Here is a 24315-nt window from a genome sequence, read left to right as displayed (position 1 = left end):
GTTTATCCCGCTAGGCCATTGATGGCCTTTTGCGACACTGGTGCCGCGAGGAAGGCATCAAGATCATCCGGTACGCCGATGCCGTGCATCCCGGCGCCAACTCGACCAATGGAATGACAGGCAATCGCCGCACCTTGTTCGATCATTTTCGTGTAAGCAGGAGCCACATAGAACTCTCCGTTCACGCGGATATTGGCGGCGATCATCGCATCTGCGGCAGCCACAAAATCGCGGCCGTGCGCAAAGTTATATATGCCTACCGTCGCCTCGTTCGAAACGACTTCCTTTTCGACCACCTCGGTAACGCGACCGCTGTCATCTCGGCGTATGAAGGACCATTTGTCATCATCAGCCCACATCGTCATAATCAGCCCATCGGCTGTGCCCATATCGACCAAATAGGCATCAATGTCGGCATCAATGTATTGGTCACAATTGGCGATCATCAGCGCATCGTCATTGTTGATGGCAGCACGATTGAGAAGAACGGTGCAGGCCGCCCCTTCAGTCACCGCATCGACATAGGTGATCGTGCAGCCCGGTGCCCAGCCCCGCAGTTTGCCGGCCAAACCATATTCGCTGTCGTGCTCGCGCAGGATCAGGAAATGGAACTGGTGTGGCACAGACGGCGTCAAGTTGGCGATCACAACCTGGATCATTGGAAACCCGTGGATTGGGATCAGGGGCTTGGGCAGATCATAGCCTACATCAGCAAACCGGCTTCCCCGACCGGCCATTGGGACTACAATGTTCAGCATTCGTATTTGTCTCCGGTCACGCTTGGGGTCTTGACGACAACGGTGGTCACATCGGTGAGAGCCTCAAAATCGGTCGCCTCACCCGGTTCGATCAGGATGATGTCGCCAGCGCCGTATTCTATGCCGTTCATTCGGACCCGACCTGTGGCAATCAACGTCACCTCGGGGGCAATCTTGTGCATATGACGAGCTTCTTTCGCGCCTGCTTCGTAGGATTTCATTGCCACTTCGGCATCTCGAGTACGCAGCACCACAGGATCAAAATCGCCGACAAACCACCCCTTGGTCATGTTTTCCAGACGAAATATCTTCATGAAGCTGCCTCTCGCCGGCGGGCGATCAGTTCCTGTTCATAGTCTTCGACCGCCTGCGGTGTTGCCAACGAAATGTATTGCGCGCGATCGACCTGATAGGTGCCGACCGATTTCTGTAACAGGATCAGCTCGTTAAAGGTTGGGCAGACGAAATAGCCTCCGTTCACATCGGCTCCTTTCATGATCATGGTCTGCGCTGCATCCACGAAATCCTGTCCGCGCCTGAAATAATACACCCCCGCCGTGGCATTGCGGCTGATCGGGCGTTTTTCCGCCGCTTCAATGACCATGCCGTTTTCATCGGTTTTCACGAAAGACCAACGGGGATGAACACTGTCGAACACGACCGTCCCGGCGTCCAGCTTGCGCTTGCGGAAATCAGAGATTGCAGCGGCCACGTCGAATGCCAGTATCTGGTCGGCATTGGCGATCAGAAGCTCATCATCATTGGCCACGTGCTCAACCGCCAGCAGTGCCGTGCAAGCCGCTCCAGCGGTGTCACCTTCCGTGCGGACGATATGACAATTGGAGTGCAAAAGCTGCAAAACCTCGCGCAAGTGAAAGCGCAGATCATCTTCCTTGCGAACGATAAAGACAAACTCCACGCCATCGATCACATTCAGGCAGTCAGTGGCATGTTCGATCATCGGGCGTCCGTCGATCTCGATCACCGGCTTGGCAAAAGGAAAACCGTGATTGCGAAACCGCTCATCGCTGCCGGCCATGGGAACCACGATTTTCATACCTCGCCCTCCTCTACACGAGCAATGGCATCCAGGATGCGATCCAGTTGTACATCATAGACGCTTTGTACCACCAGCAGATGGCAACCTGCATCCTCGGCTGCTTTGATGCCGTTTTGATTGTCCTCAACCACTAAACACTGGTCGGGGTGCAGTCCCAACTTGGCAGAAGCCGTCAAATACATGTCAGGATCGGGTTTCGGCTTGGAGACATCTTCGTTCGAAAGCATCACATCAAGATAACCGTCCAGTGCGCTTTTCTGCATCATCAATTCGACGCTGTTCCGCACCGAATTCGAGGCCAGACCCAGTTTGTAGCCACGGGCTTTGAGGTTTGATAGCGCATATTCATGCACAAAGACCGGATGGCAGTTTACATGCACCTGATCGACGGTAAATTTCTGCTTCAGCGTGTTCAGAAACCCGTGCAGTCCTCGCGGCAAACCACGTTCTTTGGACAGCATCTCCAGCTTGGTACGCGTTGGCAATCCGTCAAAGGTCGACAGGTGATCGGCCCGTGAAATCGTGTAGCCAAAATGCTCTAGCGCGCGGTTTAAAGCATGATAATGCCATTCTTTAGCGTCTATCAACACGCCATCCATATCAAATATAACCGCCTCAATTTTCATGATTAAAATACTCCTTGGCCGCTTCCGGGTAATCAGTGCAAATCAGAACATCTTCATGTCTGGAGACATCCCATACTGCGAGGCGCTCCCATACTGGTTCATAGGTGCGTTTGTGTAAGTCAGGTGAAACAACACACACGCGTTTTCCCGCATCCAAATGTCGTGAGATGTCATCGCGATCCCACCAGTCGGTCCAGAATGCGTCCAGCCAGACGCCTGCGGCCTCTGAATAAAGAGGTGGTTCCGGTTCGGCATCAGAATGGCGGGTGAAAACCGGGACCCCGGCGTTGAGCCAGTGCAGCGTGTCCGGTACCGACATGTCGAAGACGAAAGCATCGCGCACTTCAAATTGATCCAGTAGATCCCGGACCATCACCTGCAGACCGTCCGCCTTAATGTTTAGCGCCAGTGTCAGTCTCGGGTCTGCCTTAGCGTGGATCGCGAACATCTCTTCGGCCTGCATGGCACCGGCCTTTGGCGGATCGTGCGCAATGGCCAGATCGCCGCCCAAATCGCGGAGGTCGGTTTCGGTACCGAATCCCAGTTCGAATGATCGGGTGAAGGCCACCGGTGCATTCTTTTCCGCCTCGGTCTTCCAATAACCTCTATGACTTAAAATTTGCATGTCCTACTCGGATTTCACATGAAAACAAGTCTCTGTCTCGACCTGCGTGGGAGGGGACGCGTTTTTCAGACCAGCGCGCCGTAGCATCCGTGTCATTGCACTCCTTCCTGGGTAAATCGGGCGAGAGGTGGAAAATCTGTTGCGCGCTGGCACAACCCGCTGCCCCAGCCAGGAATAGCTCAGCGTGTTAAGCGTCGTAATCGTCAGACCTTTCAGCTTTCTCGGATTGGAGGGAAGCTCTGCGACAGTTCCAAAGAAATAAGACCAAAGCGTGCCCCCAATGATGATGGCCTCTCCACTGGAAGCTAGCACACGGTTGATCTCGGCAAAAGCTGGCGCCAGATCGAAATATTGATGGGCCGACACGCACAGGACGAGGTCGAACTCACCATCATCAAATGGTAAAGCCTCGGCCGAACCCTGTTGCACTTCCGGCGGGTCCATACCTTCGCGTTCACAGAAGATGGCACCCATCTGAACATAAGCCTCGATAGGTTCGACGCCCATTACCTTGGCCCCCTGCAATGCAAAGGACATCAGGTTTGTCCCCATGCCGGACCCAATCTCGAGCACGCGGCGCCCGCGAAAGCGCTCAATGGCAAGCTGAGGAGCGACCCCTTCGAAAGGCAGTGCCCTTTGGCGTTCGGTCCAAAATTGGTATTCGCGACAAGAATCTTCAGCGCAAATGCCAAGCTCTGTCCTGTGCCCGTCCGATCCGACCCATTCTAACTCACGGGCCTTGGCCCGGGACTCTGCCCCGTGATCCTCTGAGGCCTTTCCGAGCGCGAGATCGTGCATAAAGCGGATCAGATCATCGCCCTCGTGACCCAAAAGTGCTTCGCGGATATTTTCAATCGCTTGCACGTCGAATTTCATTTGATACGCCCCAGAACACCCAAGTTTAGGGCTGTATCGTGCACGAGCACCTCAAAAGTATAGGAAAAGGTCGTGGCTCCCTGATTTTCGATTTCCAGCCAGGTCAATATTCCCTGCCAATCTGCCAATACTTCAATTGGGCTCTCAAGTACGTAGTTTAGCACATGGCCTTCTGTCAGGATCGCCTGAAGTGCCGCAGGATTGACCTTGCCATCCAGATTGATCGTTCGATCGTGCCAGTATCCCAGTGTCCCTGTTTGCACCGCGCCAACCCATGTTTCGGCATGCACGTTTGCAGTCACCCAGTCGACAACCTGAAAATGCCCCTGATCGCGCACTCCCGGTACAAGGGCACGGCCCAGAAGGCCTAAGCAAAGTGCCAAAGCTGCCAAGCAAAAAAAACTGAACATTGAAGCATGCCGCTCAGGAGTAATACGTCCCACCACTGTCAACAGAACTGATGCCGCAGCGATAATCGTGAAAGGCGCAAAAGGAGCCAGATAGCGACTTAAAAACCAGCCTGCACCGAAATATAGTCCGTAATAGATGCTGAGTACGGTGGCGAATATTAGGAATGCCACGGTCACATACCGCGCCGGACCTCCGCGTTTCCAGGTTTGGATCACAAACACTGCAACGATGAGCAACACCAACAGCAACGCAATGACTTGAAACGCCGGTATAGATTGCAATACCGCCGGGATTGGAAACATCGGAAAAGTATTTTCAAACAGGATAGCGGGCAACAAATCAACGTTCTTGGCAAAGCCGCCACTCAGAGCCTGCGCAGTGCCGCTGACAGGCACGATGGAACCGAAGTTGACATAGTTGTTGATCAGCCACGGTGCCGCAATGATCAGGCTCAGCACACCGGGTGGAAGCAGGTCGGCGACAACTTTAACGAACCTGTCTCGCTGCACGATCAGGTTATGCAGGCCCCAGACAAGGAAGATAGCAGTCACCAGGAAGGCACCGTCATTACGGGCCAGGAAAGTCACGCCGCAGGCCGCGCCCAAGATCATTCGGTCCGCAAAGGTTGCTCCCGGACCCTTTGCCAACACTTCGCCGAACAGAACGAGCGTCAGCGCAATCATAGCGGTGTAAAGTCCGGTCTCCAGCCCGTTCATCGTATGAAACAGCAACAATGGCCCGAGAAACCAAAGGGCCGCCACGAACCAGGGCCAAAGTGGATTGTCGTCTTGCCCCCGCAACAGATCTCGCGCCAATGCGCGAACTGCAAAAAGTCCACCTACCGATATGGCTGCCGCGATCAGGTGCACGCCAGTCAATCCCAAAACCTTGTCGCCGTTGGTCAGCAGATAAGGAACCGAAAACAGGAACGTGGCCAAAGGCTGCACACCATTGCTCGCGGTTGTGCCGTCTGAGACCGACATCCCCAGGCCGATCGCCATATTGCGGGCGATGGTCAGCATCAGATAGCCGTCTTCAGTCATGAAGAATTGGGCCAGCGCTGGGGTGCCCGCCACAACCGGCCACAATCTATAGGCCGTGCCCAGGATCAGAGACGCCACAATAAGGCGAAATGTGGTTTTTTCGGTTAGAATAGTCATGGCCTAGCGCTATTGCCTGAAAAATGTGTCATCAATATTGCTATTGCTTATAACAAACCCAATTTGCGCGAAACCTCACATCCCCACCATCCGCAATCGAAATCTAGCTGCCCCATCATACCGGCCTATACCGATCCGGGGCAGAGCCTGCTGCGGATCGTCAGGCGTCATATGCCTATCCTCCAGGATCGTGGCGCTGACAAAACCCAGATCATAAAGCATTTTCATTAAGTCGGGCGTGTAATTGCCATTGGGGTAGGCGAAATGACGGATCTCTTGCCCGGTCCAGCCCTGCAGCAGATCGCGCGATCGCGCGACGCTGGCGCCTGCGTCATCAAGTGATATCTGGTCCAGCAATTCATGGCTGTGGGTGTGTGATCCGATGGTTACGAGAGGTTCCGCCGAAAGTTCCTGCAACTGTGGGAGGCTCATGGGTTGAAGCGGAGTGAAGCCTTTGGTCTCCTGACCTGTCTGCGCGATAATTTTGTCGGCTAACGCGTTTCTGTCTCTGGTATTTACCGCCTTCAAAGCTTCTAATACCGGGCCGATCTGAGCCCAACGCAGCTTACTGCGGTCAGGTCCGATCTGCCAGGATCCAATGCCATCCAGTTTGATCTTTGTGGTGCCCGCACTCTGCAATGCATTCATCACACGATCGAACCAGAAGGCCCGGCCGGTTTCGATCTGTTTGGTGGCAACATAGACAGTCACCGGCAGGGCTTCAGCTCGGACAATCGGCAACAGGTGCTCGTAGAGCCCCAATTCCCCGTCATCGAAAGTCAGCACCACACGGCAGCGGTCGCTAGTGGTAGGAGCCAATGCATCGTCCAGAGATACGATATCATAGTCCTGCCGCAGCAGATCGATTTGCGCACGAAACGCATCAACCGACAGCGCAGTCCATGCATCCAACTTCTCGCTGGCCGGCCGGAGTGTGTGATAGCACAGGATTGTCACGGGATTTCCGTGAAACGCCCGACGACGTAGCAACCCATAGACTGGTGGCGTGGTCAGCGCCCAAAGCGCTCCCCGTTTCAAAACCGCCTTCATGACCCGAGGGCCTTGAACAAGGCTTTCAACTTGGCAGCTTCGACAGACGCATCGTGGCGCGCACGCACCCGGTCGAATCCGGCTTGACCCATTGCCTCAAGCTTTTCAGCGGGCATGTCTGCGCAGGCCAGCATCGCCATGGTTAGATCCTTCACTTGCCCGGCCGGTACCAACCAACCTGTTTGCCCATCCTGAACCAGTTCCGGAATGCCCGCTATATAAGTCGAAATGACTGGTCGGTACTCGGCCATGGCTTCCATGATCACAACGGGCAAGCCCTCGGTAAAGCTTGGATGCACCAACGCACGGGCACCGCGCAATTCCGCACGCACCTGATCTGATGTCACCCAGCCGGTGATCCTCACCGCTTGCTCAAGGTTCAGCTGTGCAATGTGATCTTCCAGCATCGCGCGCATCGGCCCGTCGCCTGCCAACACCAGCCGCGCCCCGGGGTGAGCGGCATGTACAGCGGCAAAGGCTTCAATCAGCAGTAAATGTCCCTTTTCAGGGCTGAAACGTCCGACGCTCAGGAAAATCGGCGCATCCGGCAAAGGTGTTGCATCGTTGGCAAAGGCCGTGGCCGCCAACCCGCAATGCACAACATTAACTTTTGACCAGAGCGCGGGTGGCACATTGTACATCATCTGGCTGCCAATGTATGCGCAAGAAGTCACCGCAAACCGCGCCCGGTCTACTTTCAGCGGTAGGGCATGGCGTTTGGGATCATCAAAAACTTCTGACCCGTGCGTTGTGAAGCTGAAGCCCGGGCCGCTCAAAGCCTCTACTAAGGCGGCGATTTCCGCTGAATTAGAGCCGAAATGCGCATGCAAATGGCTCACTTCCTTCCCCTCGAGCCAGGTCATGATTCGGCAAGCATGGGCGAGGTAGATCAGGTGATAGGGCCAGGGGCGAATGGCCCCCTTCGACATCAAAAACGCCAACTTCAGGCCGCGCAAGAATGCCTGCGGATGACGCAGGCCCCAGACAAGCGCCCCCAGTATCAGCCGGGCGGTTCCATCTTTCAGTGTGTGACGGGTCCGGGCCATCTCTTCGCGGTCCAGCGTATCAACAACATCGCTGTCCCAGCCCCTGAGCGCAAAACGTTCGACCTCGACTCCCATGTCCTCCAGGGCCCGGATCTCGCGACGGATGAAGGTATGGCTGATCGCAGGGTATTGGTTAATCAGGTAGGCTACGCGCATCTGGGACTACACCTTGCCGTGGCCGGAAAGGCCCCGAATGCTTTTGCTTATGGACCGAAACCCATGCTTCATTGCGAATTCCAGGAGCTCCCAGGTTGGGGAGAAGTCAGCAAAGGATACCGTAGCTCTACCTGACCGACTGTAGATACGCTTTGCCAAAGGTCTTCGTACGGGCATTGGTGTGCAAGTCCAAAACCTGTTCCCCTAATTAAAAGAATGTGTCTGTTCATGATCTATTGTCTTCAAAAATTGCCGGCAAAGCCTGGCGTTGGACCATGCATAGAATGAAGCCTCTGAATCCAGAACCCTTTCAAGACAGAAATTTTGCAACTGATGTTACCTTGCTTTGCAAAGCCTCTGCCATTGCGTCAAAATTGGTCACGACACCGGCCCGAATTCGATCCTCGCACAAAGGTCCTCGCTTGATCCGCTCCAGTCAATTTGATTTCTGTCTATGTGGATGTGAAAATGACCGCTATTTGATGTTTAGGTTAGGTCATGAAACCACCAGCTGATTCCCCTTATGTCGATATCACTATTATTAGTATCGCCGTGCGCATCCCGGGAGTGATCTCGATTGACACCTATTGACAAACCCGCAAGGCGGGATCGAGCCGAGCACGTGTTAGATGAAAAGGTTAGCGGCACTACATGACTGATTTGACTGAATTTAAGCCGCTGAGCTGGGGCCTGTTGATTGCAACTAACAAACGCCCTGATATTCTCCGGACATGTATAGAGTTGGCGCTGGCGCAAACACGGGCGCCATGTGAAATCATTGTCATTGACACCAGCCCTGACTGGGAAACCCACGCAAGTGCAATCAAAGCATTGATCGAACCAGATTCAGGCATCCGGATGGTTTATAGGACATGTGACATTGGCTCGACAGCGGTGCAACGTAACACAGCAGTATCAGAGGCGCGGGCCGACATTGTGTTTCTTATTGACGACGACTCCCTGATGTATCCGACTTGTGCTTCAGAAATCATGAAGATCTATGAGGCGGATACAAAGGAGCAGATAGGCGGCGTGCAGGCCGCGCTGTCAGACGCGCCTCCTCATCTAATGGAGAGTAGGGGTCCGCAAAAGCAAGACAATCGACAGGAAGCAATAAAAAGCCGCTGGTTCTGGGTGGGGCGGATAAAGTACTTCATCTGGCGTAAGGTCTTCCTGATGCATCAGGAAGAAGTATTCATTCCATATGAAGGAAAATTTCCTGACCTACCGATACCTGTTGAGGTTCAGGGAATGTCGGTTTGGCCCGAGCGGCTCTTTCACGGCTGTCGCATGACCTTCCGTCGTGAAAGCATTCTTCGTGAACCTTTTGAGAACCTGTTGCGTTCTTATAGCCCCGGCGAGGATCTTGATGCGAGCTACCGGATTTCCCGAACGCAAAGTCTGGTCACGGCAGAAAAGGCGCTTCTTAATCATTATAATATCGCGACGGGGCGAATTGACCGCTACAAGACAACTGTTCTGAGCAATATGAACCAGGCATTGCTGGTCACAAAACACGGAAACGCATTGGCAAAACGGCGCTTCCGCCCACTTCTCCGACGAAAACTGCTGGCCGAGTTCTTGAAAGATATTCTTCAAAAGCGGCTGACCCTCCCGCAGGCCAGAGGTATCCTGAGCGCAATACGCCAGTCCCGCCAAATTCCGAATATGCCCCCTGGTGAACTGGAAGCATGGTATCCGGTGTGTCAACAGCGCATACTCGAGACTTAAATTTGCTGTGGCCTCTTGCTAGAAATTTGGAACGCAACCTAGATTGCTCTCTGTTCTGAAGTTCATAACTCGGATTTTCTGCCCGAGTTTTCCGCCGTCAGTTTTTCGGAAAGCTGAGGCTGTTTCCTGACGGACACCTCGGCTTGAATCCGGGAATGTCTGCCACCAGCTTTCGAACTGATATATTAGGCAACTTAAATTAGAAGAGCATTAAAGGTCGTAAGCCATCGCCTCCAAATTCCCGGTCAAAATGTACGAGTCATCGGGACCATTGAGAAAGCCATTCTATAAACTGGAAAACGACAGCGTCTATAGCACTGAAAGCAAACGTCTGATATATGTAACATCCTGAAAACAAATAAATCATAGCGCCCAATGACAGAAAAAGTGGTTAGCCTCCAATGGCTTCGAGCTCTAGCAGCCTGGATGGTCGTTTTTCATCATTACATTCAGGTATATCGAGACTTTGAGCCTGAAAACAAAATAGAGGCGTTCTTTACTTATCACGGAAGCCTCGGCGTCGACATTTTTTTTGTTCTCAGCGGTTTAGTTATGGCCATGTCCATTTCTCGCGGCCATGTCTCAGCGGCACGGTTTTGTCGGGATAGAGCGACCCGCATCATACCGGCCTATTGGCTGGCGACAGTGGTCTTTTTGGCGGTTCTCCCGTTCGCGAATTGGGACGCCGTAAGTTTCCTGCATGGGTCAACCTTGAGGGACGTTTTGTTTTCAATGCTCTTTATCCCTCATGAACACGCATCTGGGATAGGTTACATCCCAGTTCTTACAGTGGGCTGGACACTTAATTTCGAGATGTTTTTTTACGCAATCCTGGCCGTTGCCTTATTGATTAACAAAAAATGGTCTTTGGTGATCGCCGTAGCTGTAGTTTTAGCGTTGCCAATTGGCGGCCGTTTCGGACTTCCAGTCGGACCAATTGCATCTAACATCGTACTCTTTAATTTTGCTTTTGGTGTTTTGATATATTTGGTTGGAATTAAACTCTTCCGTATGCAGGAATGGCCAAGAACGCGTCGCTATACCATCGCTGCTATATGCGCCAGCGTCGCTTTAGCGTCGTTAGAGTTAAGGTTCCCTTGGTACAAAGAGGCTTTTTCAGTCGCGATGGTTGTTGGCTTTTTTCTCACTGAGGATGTGTTTCTTAAACTGTCGTCAGGTGTAGGCAAAATTGGGCCTCACTTGGGTGATCTATCGTATAGCACCTACCTGTTTCACGTGCCCGTTTTGCTGTTGGTTGGAGCCCTAATGGATTTTTCACGTGGTAACGATTTTTGGCTGGTCATCGCTGTTTGTACTATAACGTACATTACATCTTTGCTGAGTTATTACATTGTCGAAATGCGTTTCAGAAGGTGGCTAACGACAACCATCGGAAACGTGCACTTTAAAAGTGGTTTTCGTTCTCTAAAATAGCCCGAACCGTCGTCGCGCACAATTTGTTACCCCCCTGCGGTCTTGATCCCGCGCGTATTCACTTTTGCTAAATCTAGAGAAGCGGAGCGGACCCACCAAGGGCTTTTGCTGGCGCGAACTGCACGTGCACAGCGCGTCAAATATCCATCTTCTTAAATACGCCTTCCGGGATCGCACCAATAATCGCCATGATCACAAACCAGATGCGGCGCACGTAGATGATGTTCCGGCCTTTGCGTAAGCCCTTGAAGATCGCATCAGCCACCTCTTCGGGTTCTGCCGTCAGTTTTTCGGGCAGGTCCATACCTGCGGTCATCTGCGTATTCACGAACCCTGGCAGCACCGTCATTACGTGGATCCCGCGTTTGGCCATCCGGTTGCGCAGGCCGGAGAGATAGGCGGTAAAGCCTGCCTTGGCAGAGCCATAGACATAATTCTTGGCCCGTCCGCGATTGCCCGCCACGGAACTGATGCCCACGATCTGCCCGGAACCCCGCGCATCGAACCGCTCCGCCAGAAGACCCAGAATGTGCGCCGGACCCTCATAGGTGCTCCGCATCACGCGGGTAGCAGCCTCGATGTCACGTTCATTCTCGATCTGATCCCCCATCAGTCCGATGGCGCAGATCACCACGTCCGGCAAGACAGGCAGAGCGTCGACGAACCCGGTATGCGCGGCACTGTCCAGCACGTCAAAGTCGTGTAGGCTTACCTCCACGTTGTGACGCAAAGCCATATCCGTCCGGGTCTTTTCCAGCGCGGTACTATCGCGTGCAGCAAGTTGGATGTCATAGCCTTCTTTGGCAAAGCGATGCGCTGTTGCACGACCGATATCGGAGCGCGCGCCGAGAAGCAGGACTGTTCCTTTGCTCATAGATCCAGCCTTTGTGATTGATGTGACTGAAATGCCTCCGCTGCACCAAGTTGCGTTCGCATCTGCCGGAATTGCTCAGTACGGGGATCGGAGGCATGCAATGTCTGTGCGCTCATGCGGCTGTCCTTGGCGAGATAAAAACGCCCGCCATGTTCCAACGTGATCTCGTCCAGCTTGCACATCAACGCGATCATCTTAGGCGTGGCGGGGAAGTCGAGGGCCAGTGTATAACCCAGCATGGGAAAGGAGAAGGCGCTATCCTGCGGCCCAAACCGTTTGAGTACGGCAAGAAAGGAACCGGCTTTTTCCTGCGAGGTAGTCTTGAGCAGCGCGTGAAGTCCCTTGCGCGATGTCTCCAGCGGCAGAACGCACTGGAACTGCATGAAGCCGCGTCTCCCATAGATCCTGTTCCAGCCGTGGATGGCATCGAGCGGGTAGAAATAGCTGTCATAATCGAGAAAGCTGGTCCCGGATTTGCGGCATCCATTCCAGTAATAAAGCGCGTTAAAAGCCCGAACCGTGAGGCCGTTTAACGGGCTGAAGGGCGGCGCGAAGGGGACGCTGCGCCGCATCTTTTTCGGGATTTCGAACGGGTAGCGTGCCGCGTCATCAGACAACTCTTCCGGTATGGCATGCTCCCCCAGCATCAGAATGGCTCGCCCAAGGGCATCACCAGATTGCAGGCAATCGATCCAGGCAACCGAATAGGTGGCCTCATGTGCCGCTTCAAAAGCAGTGATGACGGCGTCGAGATTGGGAAGGGCCTGCGCGGTCTGCCGGATCCATGCAGAGGGTACCGCTCTCAACCGGATTCCGGCGCGCAAGATAATACCCGTGAGCCCCATGCCACCTATTGTCCACTCGAACAGCTCGGGTTTCTCATTGCGGCTGCAGCGATGCACGACGCCTTCGGTATCCATCACGTCCAGCCAGTCCACGAAGTTGCGGAAACTGCCATCTTTGTGATGGTTTTTGCCATGAACATCCGCTGCGATCATGCCTCCGAGGGTGACAAATTTCGTCCCCGGCGTGACCGGGGGGAACCATCCATGAGGCAAAAACGCCGGGATGATATCACTGAGCAGAACGCCCGCCTCAGCCACCAGAATTCCGCTTTGCCGGTCAAAGCTGAGCATGTGGTTGAACCTGTGCATATTGACCGTGCTGCGCAAGCCAATCGCGCTGTCACCATAGGCCCGCCCATTGCCGCGCGCGATCACCGCCCCAGCCGTGACAGCTTCGACCAATGCAGTCTCGTTCTCAGGCTCTGTTGCCACCCCGTAATGTTTGGGAAAACCGCCCCAGCCCGAAAGCTCTGTCATACCGCCGCCGCCTTTTGGGTATTCTGAAAGACAAAGCGTCGATCGAGGAAATATTTGACGACATAACCCACCGAGAGCCCCAACACAGCGCCAAGTTCACGCATCATATCCGTGTCCCAGATCAGCCAAAACGCTGTTTCCGTACCCCAAAAGATCGCTGTCGTGACAATTCCCATGATCGTGTAGAGCGTAAATTTCTGGCCGTGCGCTTTGAAACCTGTACTGAAATCGGCAAAAATCCAGCGTTTGTCGAGGGTATATTTGACGACGAGGCCCGCGAGCGTGCCGCAAAAGACCGCCAGCGCAAAGCCAGTTGCGTCACTGTTCCACGACAGAACCAGCCTCTGGACGCCGAGGTTGATCACTGTCGCGATCACGGCAAACAAGGCATAGAGAACCGCTATACGTATGATGCTCACAACAGCGTCCCACCAGCGGCGACGAGGATGATCAATATAGCACAGATCCGACTTTGCCGATCTCGTGCAGCAAAGACGACCGGGTCCTCGTGCATTTGGCCACGATGCGCCAACAGGATGACCCGGGAGATCCAGTAGAGCAGGATGCCGCAGATGGCGCCCAAAAATTTGGGGTTTGTGTAAAGCTCCGAAACCGAAGGCGACTGGATGTAGAGCGCCATAACCAGGACGGCCACATAGCCGGACGCTACAGCCATCATGACCAGAACAGGTAGGTCATCGACAACATAGCCTCTCCCGGCAGCTTTGAGCTTGCCGCGCGCAGCACTGTCCATCAATTCCGCCTGCCGTTTCACGATGGCCAGCGACAGGAAGAAGAAAATCGAGAAGGCCAGAAGCCACATCGACAGCGTAATACCCGTTGCCACGGCGCCTGCGATGATCCGCGTGGTATAGAGCGCAGCCAATGTGCCGATATCCATGATCGCTTTGCGTTTCAGCCAGAGCGAATAGAGCGTAGTGACAACGACATAGAGCAGCATAATCCCAATGAAGGCTCCACCGAGAAACAGGGACAGGATCAGGCCCAGTCCCATCAACGCGGCGATCAGGTAGGTGGCATGAGCGATCGGGATTGTGCCCGCCGCGAAGGGGCGCTTGCATTTCGTGGGATGCGCCCGGTCGGAGCGCAAGTCGAGCAAGTCATTGAGAACATAGATGCTGGAGGCCACGATAGAGAAGACCACGAAGGCCAGAAGGCTTTGCAGAAAGGTCTCGGCGTCGAGCTGGTGGGCCGCCAACATCGGCAGAAAGACCAAAAGGTTCTTCAGCCATTGATGCACCCGGATCGCCTTGAGATAATCCCGCAGGCCGGGTTGGGCGGTGGACAAATGTTCAACTTCCAACCCCAAACCGTCAACACGTTGGCGCAGGGGCGCAGGTAGGTTGACCGTGACCGCCCTATTTGCGCTCTCCCAGACCGGCAGATCCGCCTCCGCATCCCCCATATAGGCATAGCCACCGCGCCCGAATTGGTCGGTCAAAAAGGCGGCTTTTTCACTGGATTTGAGATTGCGGACCCCGTTCGAGCCGTAGACGCCATCAAAAATATCAAGATGCTGGGCAATCTCTTGGGCAATCGTCTCGTCGGACGCCGTGACCAGAAAAACTGTTCCCCCCTCCGACCGCCATGCATTGATATAATCGATGACCTGCGGGTCATAAGGCAGCGTCGTGACATCTATATCCATCCGCCCCGCGAGACTGCGTTTGAGCGCCGCCCGCCCTCCAGCCAGCGCAAATGCAGCACCCAGAGGCGCGTGCCAGTCCCGGCTGGTCGCTGACCAGAAACTTTCAAACAACATGTCAGACCGCAGAAGCGTGCCGTCGAGATCGACAGCAAGTATGCGCTGGTCTTTCAACTGGTCCAGTTCCATACTGTTAATCTCCTGAATACGCCACGAGAACAAGCCTCCATATTAAAGTGACACGAGGTGGTATCTCAGACAAACGGAGCATTCTTGGTATCCGGTACAGAATGAGGCAAAAGAACCTATACTAAGAGAAATGGGGGGCTGGACGCGATCGCGTAATTCCGCAAATGCCTGTAGTATCGCAATGTTTCCCGTAATTTAAACCCAATCATTGTATAGGCCATGCCTTGAAGTCCTGCAAGATTGCGTCCTTTATCATCGCCATACTTCATGACGCTCGCAAAAGACCTCCAGCGCCACGACTCGCGCTCCATTGTGGGCGAGAACATGGTCGATGGGTGCGCCCAAGCGCCCCAAGACGGCAAAGCCCCAAGCGGAAGACGGCCATTACAAGCAGAAGCGCTAACACAAACCACCCGCGGGTGAGATTGTCGAATAAACGTGCTCCAGCGCTCCATACACTATGTTGAGAGGCAAGTTTCAGAACTGTTCCGACGATCAGACCGAGTATCGATAAAGCCGCCATGGCACCAGTCCAGACCGTCAAATGAAATGTGGCTTTGGAAGTGGAACATACTTCTGAAGCGCCACAAAAGCCAGCTTGTGAAGTGCGCTGGCTTTCAATCAGAATATTGCGCTTTTGGTCAGGCGAATTGACGGCGACGATGCATAAACCCGAGCCCACATAACCCTGTCAAAAGCAGTGCGAGACCAGTAGGCAAGGGCACCGCAGACAACACATTGAACGTGATGCTTTGTAGTGCGAAGTTATCACGCCAGCTGTCAGCGCCGAACCCGATGAGCGAGCCTGTGACCTCTCCTGCGCCAAAGTAATGTGTGTAAGGATTAGAGTTTCCGTCACCTAAGTTTTCTTCGTAAATCACGGCTGTGGCCGGAAGCACAGAGCTGTCATAGGTGCCGAATGCGAACGTATCGCGGCGGTCCCAGTAAGAGAAGGTGACCGATGTCACTTCAACTGTCAGGTCGCCGAAATCAATCAGCGCGAATTCGTCCGGGCCCCGCCCGTCGATCAAATGATTGTCCAAGCACCGGTTTTGCCAGCGGCAGTCATAAACGCCCAATCCACTGCGATTGCTGGCCCCATCCCAGCTTGCAGTCCAGAAATTAGAAGTATTGATGATTGTGCCTGAGTTGTTGACCCGAACACCATCCACGCCGACGGTTACTGATCCATCCGTACTGGTATAATTATTAGAGCCATTGGTATAGCTGCGGTCAACGTTGAAATTTATCGTTGCTGCGCCCGCAGACGTTGCGCACAACAGAACGATAGCGGCGGCGAATCCCGCCCCGATCTGTTTTGTAAACATTTCAATCATTACCCCCTAAAAAACTAGGTACCAGTCGTGAGTTATGTCATTTCGACATTATTATCCTACTATACTGAATGAAATTAGCTTTTTTACGATCATTTTACAAGCCAGTAGGCTTTGTCGGGTTTTATTGCACAAATGGCCTGAGGTGACACATCTTGCGAAACCAGCGTGATGGCTGGAGCGCATGAGCAGCTGGGGGGCCACAAAGTACAAGACTACGAATTGGTCGTCTTACAATGACGCGTCGAAGCACCGAGGATCGTTGTCGATCTTTAATCATTTCGCTCTGCTTCGGAACTATCGGAAAACATCATCCAATTAACCAAAAACTTGTTTGCGTGCGGCTTGGGAACAATTGAGAATCGTAGCCGATATTCTCAACTCTCCTTTTGTCTCCGCTCGAGCATCAAAAATCGCCAGACGGCCATAAGAGTAGCGAAACCAGAAACATTCATCGCGCCTGGAACTTAGGATTGTTGGAGCGCCGTAAGATTTTTTGATTTGTGGACAATGACTATTTGTGGACCCGAGTTAAAATGTGTTAACGTTGTGGCGTGGCAGAATTTTCGCCATAATTGGGGTCTTTATTGATTTTTTGCGGCCTCGGTTCGATGTGAGTGCTGGTAAGCGTGTTGTAACGAGTATGAATCCACCGTGATTCATGTGTTTGTGAGTTAAAAAGTGACAGTTCAATACACTGATATTCCGAGAGAATCGCAACCTGTTATTATTCAGGTCGAACATGGAGTATATCGCTTTCCGCAGGTGGGCGTTTACTCAAACTTCTTTAAACGCATCCTTGATATTGCTCTGATTCTTCTGGCCTTGCCGATCGTCCTGCCGACTCTGTTGTTTTTGGCATTGCTTGTCGCGCGAGATGGAAGCAATCCATTCTACGGACAAACGCGTATTGGCCGTGATGGCAAAGAATTCACCATGTGGAAACTACGCAGCATGGTTCCCAATGCGCATGTTTTGCTGGCAGATCACCTGACGCGAGACCCAACTGCCAAGCGTGAATGGGACGAAACCCAGAAGCTCAAAAACGATCCGCGCGTCACAAAAATCGGTCAATTGATGCGTAAGGCATCATTGGATGAGTTGCCGCAGCTCTGGAATGTTCTGGCCGGTGAAATGAGCCTTGTTGGTCCACGCCCGATGATGCCGGAGCAAAAAAATTTATATCCGGGTAAAGCTTACTATTCTATGCGCCCCGGGCTGACTGGCCTGTGGCAGGTATCTCAGCGTAATGCCAGCAGCTTTGCCAGCCGTGCCGATTTTGACACTTCGTATGCTGGACAACTGTCTTTACGCACTGATCTGGGCATTATATTCGCGACAGTCGGTGTTGTGTTGCGTGGTACCGGATATTGATCCGCACTATTTTTCGGACAAGTGAACCACATACAGGCTGACGTCGGCAGCATCGCGTTTGGACTGTAACTCCTGATGACGTATGATGAAGTCGTCGGTGATATTTTCCGAAGTTGTGGCGAAGTTCCAGCAAACCCGGAACCGCCTTCCCCACTAGCGCTTGAGCAAGTCCGGAAATGCCATCTGAACACGGCGGGATGAGCGCCCCTTGATCCGCTGCATGGCCTTCGACAACGCCAGATGTGGTGGTACCGTTATGAACATATAGGCATGGTCCCGTGCCAAAACGCATTCTACATTATCCACGCGGATGGATTGCAAGTAAGCGGTGCGCCGATCACACGTCTGCAGCGCAATCCCAGGACACCAGACTGCTGATGTCGGATTGCTTATGACCGTTTGCGATGGCGGTCAGGGTGCGAGTGATCCAAGCGACCATCTTCAAGGAACACGGTCAGGCGTCCCAGTGTTGGCAATAAAGCTCAGGGCTCTGCCGATGGGGGATTAGGCAGAGACGCAGGGACACTGTTTCTGAGGTTGAGTTGTAAGCCAAGCCCGCTCCGCCGGGGTGCAAATTACTTCTTCCAAATCAGGATCAAAGGGGTGTGTTGGGTTAGATATCGATACTGCGAACTACCTGATCATTAGCGACGACAGCTTTGCAGGTACCCTCATAATGAGTGATGGAGCCTACTAAGCCCGCAGGTCAGATTAAGCTGCGATCAGGGACCATCAGGACAGAGCTTTCATGGTGGCCGATCTCTGCCGTGGTTTGATGGGCCGCCGCACGACCTGCTTTATTTGGGACGGCACGATCTACAGCAGAGGCTTCTTTGGGAAATAACGCGCCTTCGGGCGCCTTGGGATCGGTGACACCGCTCCCAACATCGGGGTCGACCAAGCCACGTAATTCAGCGCGGATCAGATCAAGTTCTGTCACGCCTGCTTTTGACGTCGGGCGCGCATTTCCCGTCGGCGCGACATGGCGTCGCTGCGTTTTGCGGCCTTGTCGGATTGGACAGATCCTTCCGTTGTCGGGGTGGTTTCTGAAGTTGAACCGGTTCCAGCCGCGCCCTCTGTTTTTTCTTCGATCTTGGCAGCTAGTACACCCAACATTGGGAACCGGAAAATATCCGTGATGCTGAGACCCGGAACATTTAGCTCTTTCTTGATTTCCCGATGCGCCTGTACGGCCAGTAGTGAATGCCCGCCAAGGTCAAAGAAATTGTCGCGCGGGCCGATATCCTGAATGCCCAGAATCCGGGACCATATCGCGGCAACCTGTCGAACAGCCGTTCCACCCGATGCTGCTGCGGGTGCGGGGTCGGTGGTTTGCACCACCTGGGTCTGTGTGGTTGGAGCGGCCTTGCGGGGCCGAGGGGCTGGCAACGCCTTACGATCAATTTTCTTGTTGGGCGTCAGTGGAAAGCTGTCCAGCGTAACGAAATGTGCGGGGATCATGAATTCGGGCAGTTGTCCGGTCAGCGTATCCCGCAGCGCCCGTTCATTCAGGTCGCCATCCGCGATCAGATAGCCGACCAACTGGGTCAAGCCCGGAGTGTCTTCGCGGGCCATAACAACGGACTGGCGAATGCCTGATTGGGCATCCAGAACACTTTCGATCTCTCCCAATTCAATCCTGTATCCGCGCAGCTTGACCTGATGGTCCGCCCGCCCCAGGAAATCGAGTCGCCCGTCCGGACGCCAGCGCGCCAGATCTCCTGTCCGGTACATCCGAGCACCGGGTTGGTTGTTGAATGGGTCAGGCACAAAACGCTCGGCCGTTAAGTCTTCACGCTGCCAGTACCCACGGGCAACGCCAGCCCCGCCAATGTAAAGCTCACCCGCGACACCAGTGGGTAGTGGGTTTTGATCTTCGTCCAGAACATAAACCTGAGTATTGGCAATCGGTCGACCGATGTTGACCGTACCCAACACCGGAGTTGCAGTTTCAGTCGTCGACCAGATGGTGGTTTCGGTCGGCCCATACATGTTCTCAACATGTGCCGAGGTGATCTCGGCCAATTCCGAAACCAGTGAGCCGGGTAGCGCCTCGCCCCCGATCATCATGTGCTTGAGGCGCGCCATCGCCTGACGGGCCTCGTCATTCATAACCAGCATCTGCGCCATGCTGGGGGTACACTGCATATGCGTAACCTTGTGGCGATGAATTTGCGCTGCGATCGAGAAATCATCCTCGGCCGGTTCTGTATCCTGATTGGACAGGCGCAGAACTTCGGCCAGAGGTTTAAGCCCCTCAAGCACCTGATCCACCGGGACGCCATAGTCGATCAGACAGGCAATCTCATCCACGCCAATGCGCTTGAGCTCTTCGACGCGCGCCAAGCAGTCTTCGACCGTGCCAAAAAGACCCGAGTCTTCGAAATACCGCAGGAAGGCGAAATCAAGAATGCCCTCAAGTTCTTCTTCTTCAAGCGAGCCCAGGTCCAGTTCGAACGCATTGCTGACGCCCTCGGGTTTCTTGAAGGCGGGGAAGGCCCAGGCATATTGTTTGATCAATCCTGCAGCGGAGCGCAGGTAATCCTTCATCGGTTCGCGCGCCACTTCGCGTACCTCTTCACGATCCGCTCCGACGAATGTATGCAACATCAGGGTGACTGTGTGGTCCTTCGGGTCATGGCCTGCTTCGCGCAATGCGCTGTGGTAGAGACCGATTTTGTCAGCGACTTCATCGACGCTTTGTCCCAGAAGGTGGGTCAGGACATTTGCGCCAATGGCGCCAGCCTCTTTCCAGGTTGCCGGGTTGCCTGCTGTGGTGACCCATACTGGAAGCGTCTTCGAAACCGGCCGGGGCTGAGTGACAACAGCGTGCATTTCTCCGGACTTCTTTGGAAACTCGACGGGCTCTCCCTTCCAGAGTTTGCGCAGGATATCGATGGATTGCAGCATGGCTGGCTTGTTGTCCGGCGGGGTGTTTTCTGGGCGCAGAACGAAATCATCAGGTTGCCAGCCAGAAGCGATCGCCAGCGCCGCACGTCCGTTGGTCAGATTGTCGATGATGGCCCATTCCTCGGCGATCCGGGCCGGATGGTGCAGGGGGGCGACACAGGAGCCCGCGCGGACCGATAGGCTCTCGGTGACGGCTGCGACGGCTGCGCCAGTGACTGATGGGTTCGGATAGGGACCGCCAAAGGCGTGGAAGTGACGCTCGGGCGTCCAGACAGCGCAAAATCCGTGCTTGTCGGCGAATTTTGCCCCCTCTAGCAGGGATTTGTATTTATCGCGCCCGACGCCGTCATCATTACCCCAGTAATAGAGGCTGAAGTCCATGCCACGTCCGGTGCTTCCGCGCGCAGGGGTACTGTCGCCCGCCACAAGGGCGCGGTTATCATCATCGCTCAGAACAACCTTGAAACCGCGGGCCAGTGTCCAGAACAACTCCAGCACGGAAATATCGAAGGACAAGCTGGTGACTGCCATCCAGACACCTGCCGGGTCATGTGAAATACGCCCATCCATGCCGGTGAAGAAGTTCGATACATTGCGGTGTTCGATCATCACGCCCTTGGGTCGTCCGGTCGAACCTGACGTATAGATCACATAGGCCAGATCATCTGCCGTCACGGTGCTGTCGGGGTTGCTGTCAGCCGCAGCAGACAGGCGCGAATCCGCATCGATTGACAGTAGCTGCGCCCCGGATTCCGGCAAGTTCCGGGCGAGATCGGTCTCGGTGATGACAACGGGTGCGGCGCTATCCTGAAGATACAGCGCAGTGCGATCCGCCGGGTAAGAAGGGTCCATCGGCACATAGGCACCGCCAGCTTTGAGAATACCCAGAGCTGCGATCACAAGCTGCGGCGAGCGTTTGACATGCAACCCGACCAAAGTGCCGGGACCAACCCCCATATCCTGCAGAACATGCGCAACCCGGTTGGCCGCACGGTTCAAGGCATCGTAGCTAAAGCTTTGATCTTCGAAAGCCAGCGCAGTGGCGTCGGGCGTCCGGGCGACTTGGGTTTCAAAGTGCTGGTGAATGCAGGTCGTGTGATCATAGTCCGTGTCGGTCGCATTCCATTCCGTCAGGATTTTCACCCGCTCGGCTTCAGACATCAGGGATAGATCGCGGATGGGTTTTCCAACCGTCTCTGGGGTATCCAACTGTGCCATGATGGCCTCAAGCCGGGCGGCGATCAGGGCCAGCGCCTCGGCGCTGATATGGCCACTGTCGGCACAGAGCTGAATCTGACCCTCTACAAGCGACAGGGTCAGGCTGGTGCCGGGGATCAGCTCTGCGTTTGTATCCGTCAAGCCAAGCTGCGGCATAGCAAAATGATCATCTCTGGACCGGGACAGACGCGCGGGCAGGTCAATGGAAAACCCGCCACGTGCCCGGGCCGCAGTGATGTCCTGTGTCAGCCCGGCCTGTAGCTCTACCATGGTATTACCCGATGACACGGTGACTGGCACCCAGTCGCTGATATAGTCTGAGGCCGTTTCGGGCAGAGATAGAGCCAGATTCAGAGTATCACCTCCCCCTTGGCGCAGGAAAAGCGCGGCCAGCGCAGTGGCGGCTTTCTCGAATGTGGCGCTTCCATTTACGATATGTGTAATCACCGCGGATGCGGGCGCATTCCGCTCAATCAGTGGCAGATCGGAATGTTTCAGTGTTTCCAATGGTTTCCGCCAGTGAATATCTGCTTTGGCAGTGGGGGCGAGTGTGGCGGTAAGCTCGGCCCGGTCCGCGGCACTGAACAAGGGGAGCACATTGCAATCCGGGGCGATGTCTGCCGCCGTGATCCCTTTGCCAAAACAGTCTCTAAACTGGCTTAATCTGATGGCGTCCTGTCCGGTGGCGATGGTCAAGCTTTCCGCATCGCGGGCCAGAATTGTACCCGGTGCGGCCGGTTCCGATGATTGAACCTCGGCCTGGCCAACCAGATAGATCTGTTCTCCGGTGTCCAGCTTAGGGCAGGTCAGCGGGTTCCAGTAGTCTCCATGATCAAGGGCACGTACCAGTGTGGCAATCTGTGTGGCCGGGGCGCTGAAATCAATCTGTGCTCCGGCCCCGGGGCGCGCGTCACGGGCAAAATAACTGCGCTGGCTCAGGTCCTGAAAGTGTGGGTTGGGAACGCCCGCCTCAAGCGCTGCGATGACATCGGGAAAACTGTCCATCGCAGCGCCATAGCATTTGGTGTTGAGCGTCAATGCCGTGTCGTTTACGCCGATATCCACATGACGCTGGGTGATAATGTCGCCTTTATCCACTTCGCATGTGATCAAGTGCCAGCTGATGCCGTGCCGAACTTCTCCATTCAAAAGCGCCCAGACCGGCGCGTTCAGCCCGGCATAGCGAGGCAAGGGACCATCATGGAAATTGACCGCCCCTTTGCGGGCCTGATCCAGAAGCGTCTGCGGCAGAAGATCAAGATTGGCGATACTGAGCAGCCAGTCAAACTCGGTATCAGCGACCCGGTCAGCGAGGTCCGCACCCGGCGCGTGAACCGTCAGCGACTGGCCTTCAGCCCAATTCCGCACATCCGGATTTCGGGTTACAACACCTCGAATATTGTGACCGGCCTCAAGCAGCATTGTTCCGCATTGCACAAGTAAGGATTCATGGCCGATCAACAGGGTTGAAAAGGGCATATGTTACTCTCCAGGAATAGGATCAGGCCGATGTTCTCGCCTATTATTGGGCAGGCAAGCGTACAGGCCAGCCTTTAAATCGTGCCAAGCTAAAGTCGTTAGAAAGAAAGGCGGTACGTCGCGTTTCCTGCGGGTAATCAGACAACGTAGCCAATGCAGAAAACCGCCGCTCAGATGAGCAAGGGTCGCCCCAACCGCATAAAGAGCACCGTGGTTTTTAGTGAAATAGTATAGACGCGAGTCGAACCAATACGTTGGCACTCGGCTCCAGGACTTCATGCCAGTCGATACCGAACCGATATGCATGACGCGACTGTCTCGCAAATAGTATGTCTGATACCCGGCTTTTGCAGCGCGGCGGCATAAATCTGTTTCTTCGAAATACAGAAAGAAGGTCTCGTCAAACAAACCAATTTCATCAAGGAGGCTTTGACGCATCATCAGACTTGCCCCAGCCAGCCAATCGACTGGGCGACTGTGATCGGGGATTGGAATTGGAACAACACGATGCGCCAGAATCCGGCTAACCGGCCCAAAGCGGATTGCGCTTTCAAATTCACTGGCGATCGACGGAAAGCGGAAACTGGTCAGATGCGGATCATCATCTTCGCCGTGAATATAGCTGCCGGCAAAACCAGTTTGTGGGTTGGTATCGAGATGATCACGCAGGATACGGATGGCCTCTTTTTCGGGAAAAGCGTCAGAGTTCAGCACATAAATGTAATCAGGTGCATGCCCATTGCTGAGCTTGGCGCGAATACCAACGTTGTTGCCTGCTCCATAACCACCATTGTGCTCGGATTGCAGTACTCTGACCCTGTTGTTTTTATTCCAACCTTGCGAGGCGGCATGTGCACACATCCGCTCAAATGACCCGTCTTGTGAATTATTGTCGACAAGGATGATTTCGCCTTCGACACCTTCCATTGCCTTGAGGGCTGCTTCGGCTGAGCGCAGGCTCATCTCGGCAGTCTTATAATTCAGAATAATGGTAAGGACGGCAGAACCGGACATTT

21 protein-coding genes are annotated in these 24315 nt (G+C 54.3%); 3 read left to right on the top strand and 18 right to left on the bottom strand.

The annotated features are described in order from the left end of the window. Positions 1-2 precede the first annotated feature (2 nt). The 9 genes from ACR0DE_RS20995 to ACR0DE_RS20955 all read right to left on the bottom strand — a co-directional run bounded on the left by ACR0DE_RS20995 (position 3) and on the right by ACR0DE_RS20955 (position 7768). A complete protein-coding gene (locus ACR0DE_RS20995) occupies positions 3-758 on the bottom strand; it encodes a glycosyltransferase family 2 protein (RefSeq protein ID WP_170399568.1) in 756 nt (251 codons plus the stop codon). Next, positions 752-1072, bottom strand: a complete 321-nt coding sequence (locus ACR0DE_RS20990; protein ID WP_170399572.1) for a cupin domain-containing protein — start codon at positions 1070-1072, stop codon at positions 752-754. The genes ACR0DE_RS20995 and ACR0DE_RS20990 overlap by 7 nt, the downstream gene beginning before the upstream one ends. After that, on the bottom strand, positions 1069-1815 hold the full coding sequence (locus ACR0DE_RS20985) for a glycosyltransferase family 2 protein (RefSeq protein WP_170399574.1): 747 nt from the start codon (positions 1813-1815) through the stop codon (positions 1069-1071). Before ACR0DE_RS20985 ends, ACR0DE_RS20990 begins: the two co-directional genes overlap by 4 nt. Continuing rightward, positions 1812-2444, bottom strand: a complete 633-nt coding sequence (locus ACR0DE_RS20980; RefSeq protein ID WP_170399577.1) for an HAD family hydrolase — start codon at positions 2442-2444, stop codon at positions 1812-1814. Before ACR0DE_RS20980 ends, ACR0DE_RS20985 begins: the two co-directional genes overlap by 4 nt. Further along, on the bottom strand, positions 2434-3069 hold the full coding sequence (locus ACR0DE_RS20975; RefSeq protein WP_170567797.1) for a PI-PLC domain-containing protein: 636 nt from the start codon (positions 3067-3069) through the stop codon (positions 2434-2436). Before ACR0DE_RS20975 ends, ACR0DE_RS20980 begins: the two co-directional genes overlap by 11 nt. A gap of 3 nt (positions 3070-3072) precedes the next feature. After that, positions 3073-3945, bottom strand: coding sequence for a class I SAM-dependent methyltransferase (locus ACR0DE_RS20970; protein ID WP_170399583.1), 873 nt, complete (start codon positions 3943-3945; stop codon positions 3073-3075). Beyond that, complete coding sequence (locus tag ACR0DE_RS20965; protein WP_170598694.1) at positions 3942-5516, bottom strand: hypothetical protein; 1575 nt, start codon at positions 5514-5516, stop codon at positions 3942-3944. The genes ACR0DE_RS20970 and ACR0DE_RS20965 overlap by 4 nt, the downstream gene beginning before the upstream one ends. A gap of 75 nt (positions 5517-5591) precedes the next feature. Further along, on the bottom strand, positions 5592-6566 hold the full coding sequence (locus ACR0DE_RS20960) for a polysaccharide deacetylase family protein (protein WP_480755166.1): 975 nt from the start codon (positions 6564-6566) through the stop codon (positions 5592-5594). Further along, positions 6563-7768, bottom strand: coding sequence for a glycosyltransferase family 4 protein (locus tag ACR0DE_RS20955; RefSeq protein WP_170399594.1), 1206 nt, complete (start codon positions 7766-7768; stop codon positions 6563-6565). Before ACR0DE_RS20955 ends, ACR0DE_RS20960 begins: the two co-directional genes overlap by 4 nt. Positions 7769-8419: 651 nt before the next feature. Here ACR0DE_RS20955 and ACR0DE_RS20950 point away from each other — a divergent pair. Both ACR0DE_RS20950 and ACR0DE_RS20945 read left to right on the top strand, forming a co-directional pair. Then, a complete protein-coding gene (locus ACR0DE_RS20950) occupies positions 8420-9499 on the top strand; it encodes a glycosyltransferase (RefSeq protein WP_170399597.1) in 1080 nt (359 codons plus the stop codon). A 375-nt stretch (positions 9500-9874) separates the two neighbouring features. Next, on the top strand, positions 9875-10933 hold the full coding sequence (locus tag ACR0DE_RS20945; protein ID WP_170399600.1) for an acyltransferase family protein: 1059 nt from the start codon (positions 9875-9877) through the stop codon (positions 10931-10933). A gap of 136 nt (positions 10934-11069) precedes the next feature. Here ACR0DE_RS20945 and ACR0DE_RS20940 read toward each other — a convergent pair whose 3' ends face one another. The 5 genes from ACR0DE_RS20940 to ACR0DE_RS20920 form a co-directional block, all read right to left on the bottom strand. Further along, positions 11070-11807, bottom strand: a complete 738-nt coding sequence (locus tag ACR0DE_RS20940; protein WP_170627110.1) for an SDR family oxidoreductase — start codon at positions 11805-11807, stop codon at positions 11070-11072. Next, complete coding sequence (locus ACR0DE_RS20935) at positions 11804-13129, bottom strand: FAD-binding oxidoreductase (protein WP_480755164.1); 1326 nt, start codon at positions 13127-13129, stop codon at positions 11804-11806. The genes ACR0DE_RS20940 and ACR0DE_RS20935 overlap by 4 nt, the downstream gene beginning before the upstream one ends. Next, positions 13126-13548, bottom strand: coding sequence for a GtrA family protein (locus ACR0DE_RS20930; protein ID WP_170399609.1), 423 nt, complete (start codon positions 13546-13548; stop codon positions 13126-13128). Before ACR0DE_RS20930 ends, ACR0DE_RS20935 begins: the two co-directional genes overlap by 4 nt. Next, positions 13545-14984 (bottom strand): UbiA family prenyltransferase, encoded by a 1440-nt coding sequence (locus tag ACR0DE_RS20925; protein ID WP_170399612.1) that lies wholly within the window; start codon positions 14982-14984, stop codon positions 13545-13547. Before ACR0DE_RS20925 ends, ACR0DE_RS20930 begins: the two co-directional genes overlap by 4 nt. A gap of 641 nt (positions 14985-15625) precedes the next feature. Continuing rightward, a complete protein-coding gene (locus tag ACR0DE_RS20920) occupies positions 15626-16321 on the bottom strand; it encodes a VPLPA-CTERM sorting domain-containing protein (RefSeq protein ID WP_480459930.1) in 696 nt (231 codons plus the stop codon). Between the two features lie 678 nt (positions 16322-16999). Between ACR0DE_RS20920 and ACR0DE_RS20915 the strand changes: the two genes are divergently transcribed. Next, positions 17000-17692: a sugar transferase gene (locus ACR0DE_RS20915; protein ID WP_370644482.1), complete on the top strand. Its 693-nt coding sequence runs from the start codon at positions 17000-17002 to the stop codon at positions 17690-17692. 153 nt (positions 17693-17845) lie between these two features. On the opposite strand, the gene ACR0DE_RS20910 is transcribed toward ACR0DE_RS20915, so the two are convergent. The 4 genes from ACR0DE_RS20910 to ACR0DE_RS20895 all read right to left on the bottom strand — a co-directional run bounded on the left by ACR0DE_RS20910 (position 17846) and on the right by ACR0DE_RS20895 (position 24313). Then, a complete protein-coding gene (locus ACR0DE_RS20910) occupies positions 17846-17998 on the bottom strand; it encodes a transposase (protein WP_255612279.1) in 153 nt (50 codons plus the stop codon). 400 nt (positions 17999-18398) lie between these two features. Beyond that, positions 18399-18632 carry a hypothetical protein gene (locus ACR0DE_RS20905; RefSeq protein ID WP_170399617.1) on the bottom strand — a complete coding sequence of 78 codons (234 nt, stop codon included), beginning with the start codon at positions 18630-18632 and terminating at the stop codon, positions 18399-18401. Continuing rightward, positions 18629-23299, bottom strand: a complete 4671-nt coding sequence (locus ACR0DE_RS20900) for a MupA/Atu3671 family FMN-dependent luciferase-like monooxygenase (protein ID WP_480755161.1) — start codon at positions 23297-23299, stop codon at positions 18629-18631. Before ACR0DE_RS20900 ends, ACR0DE_RS20905 begins: the two co-directional genes overlap by 4 nt. Before the next feature lie 3 nt (positions 23300-23302). Then, complete coding sequence (locus ACR0DE_RS20895) at positions 23303-24313, bottom strand: glycosyltransferase family 2 protein (protein WP_170399623.1); 1011 nt, start codon at positions 24311-24313, stop codon at positions 23303-23305. Positions 24314-24315: the final 2 nt, after the last annotated feature.

This window comes from Ruegeria sp. C10 (assembly GCF_056537805.1).
This window is presented reverse-complemented; position numbering and strand designations above follow the sequence as displayed.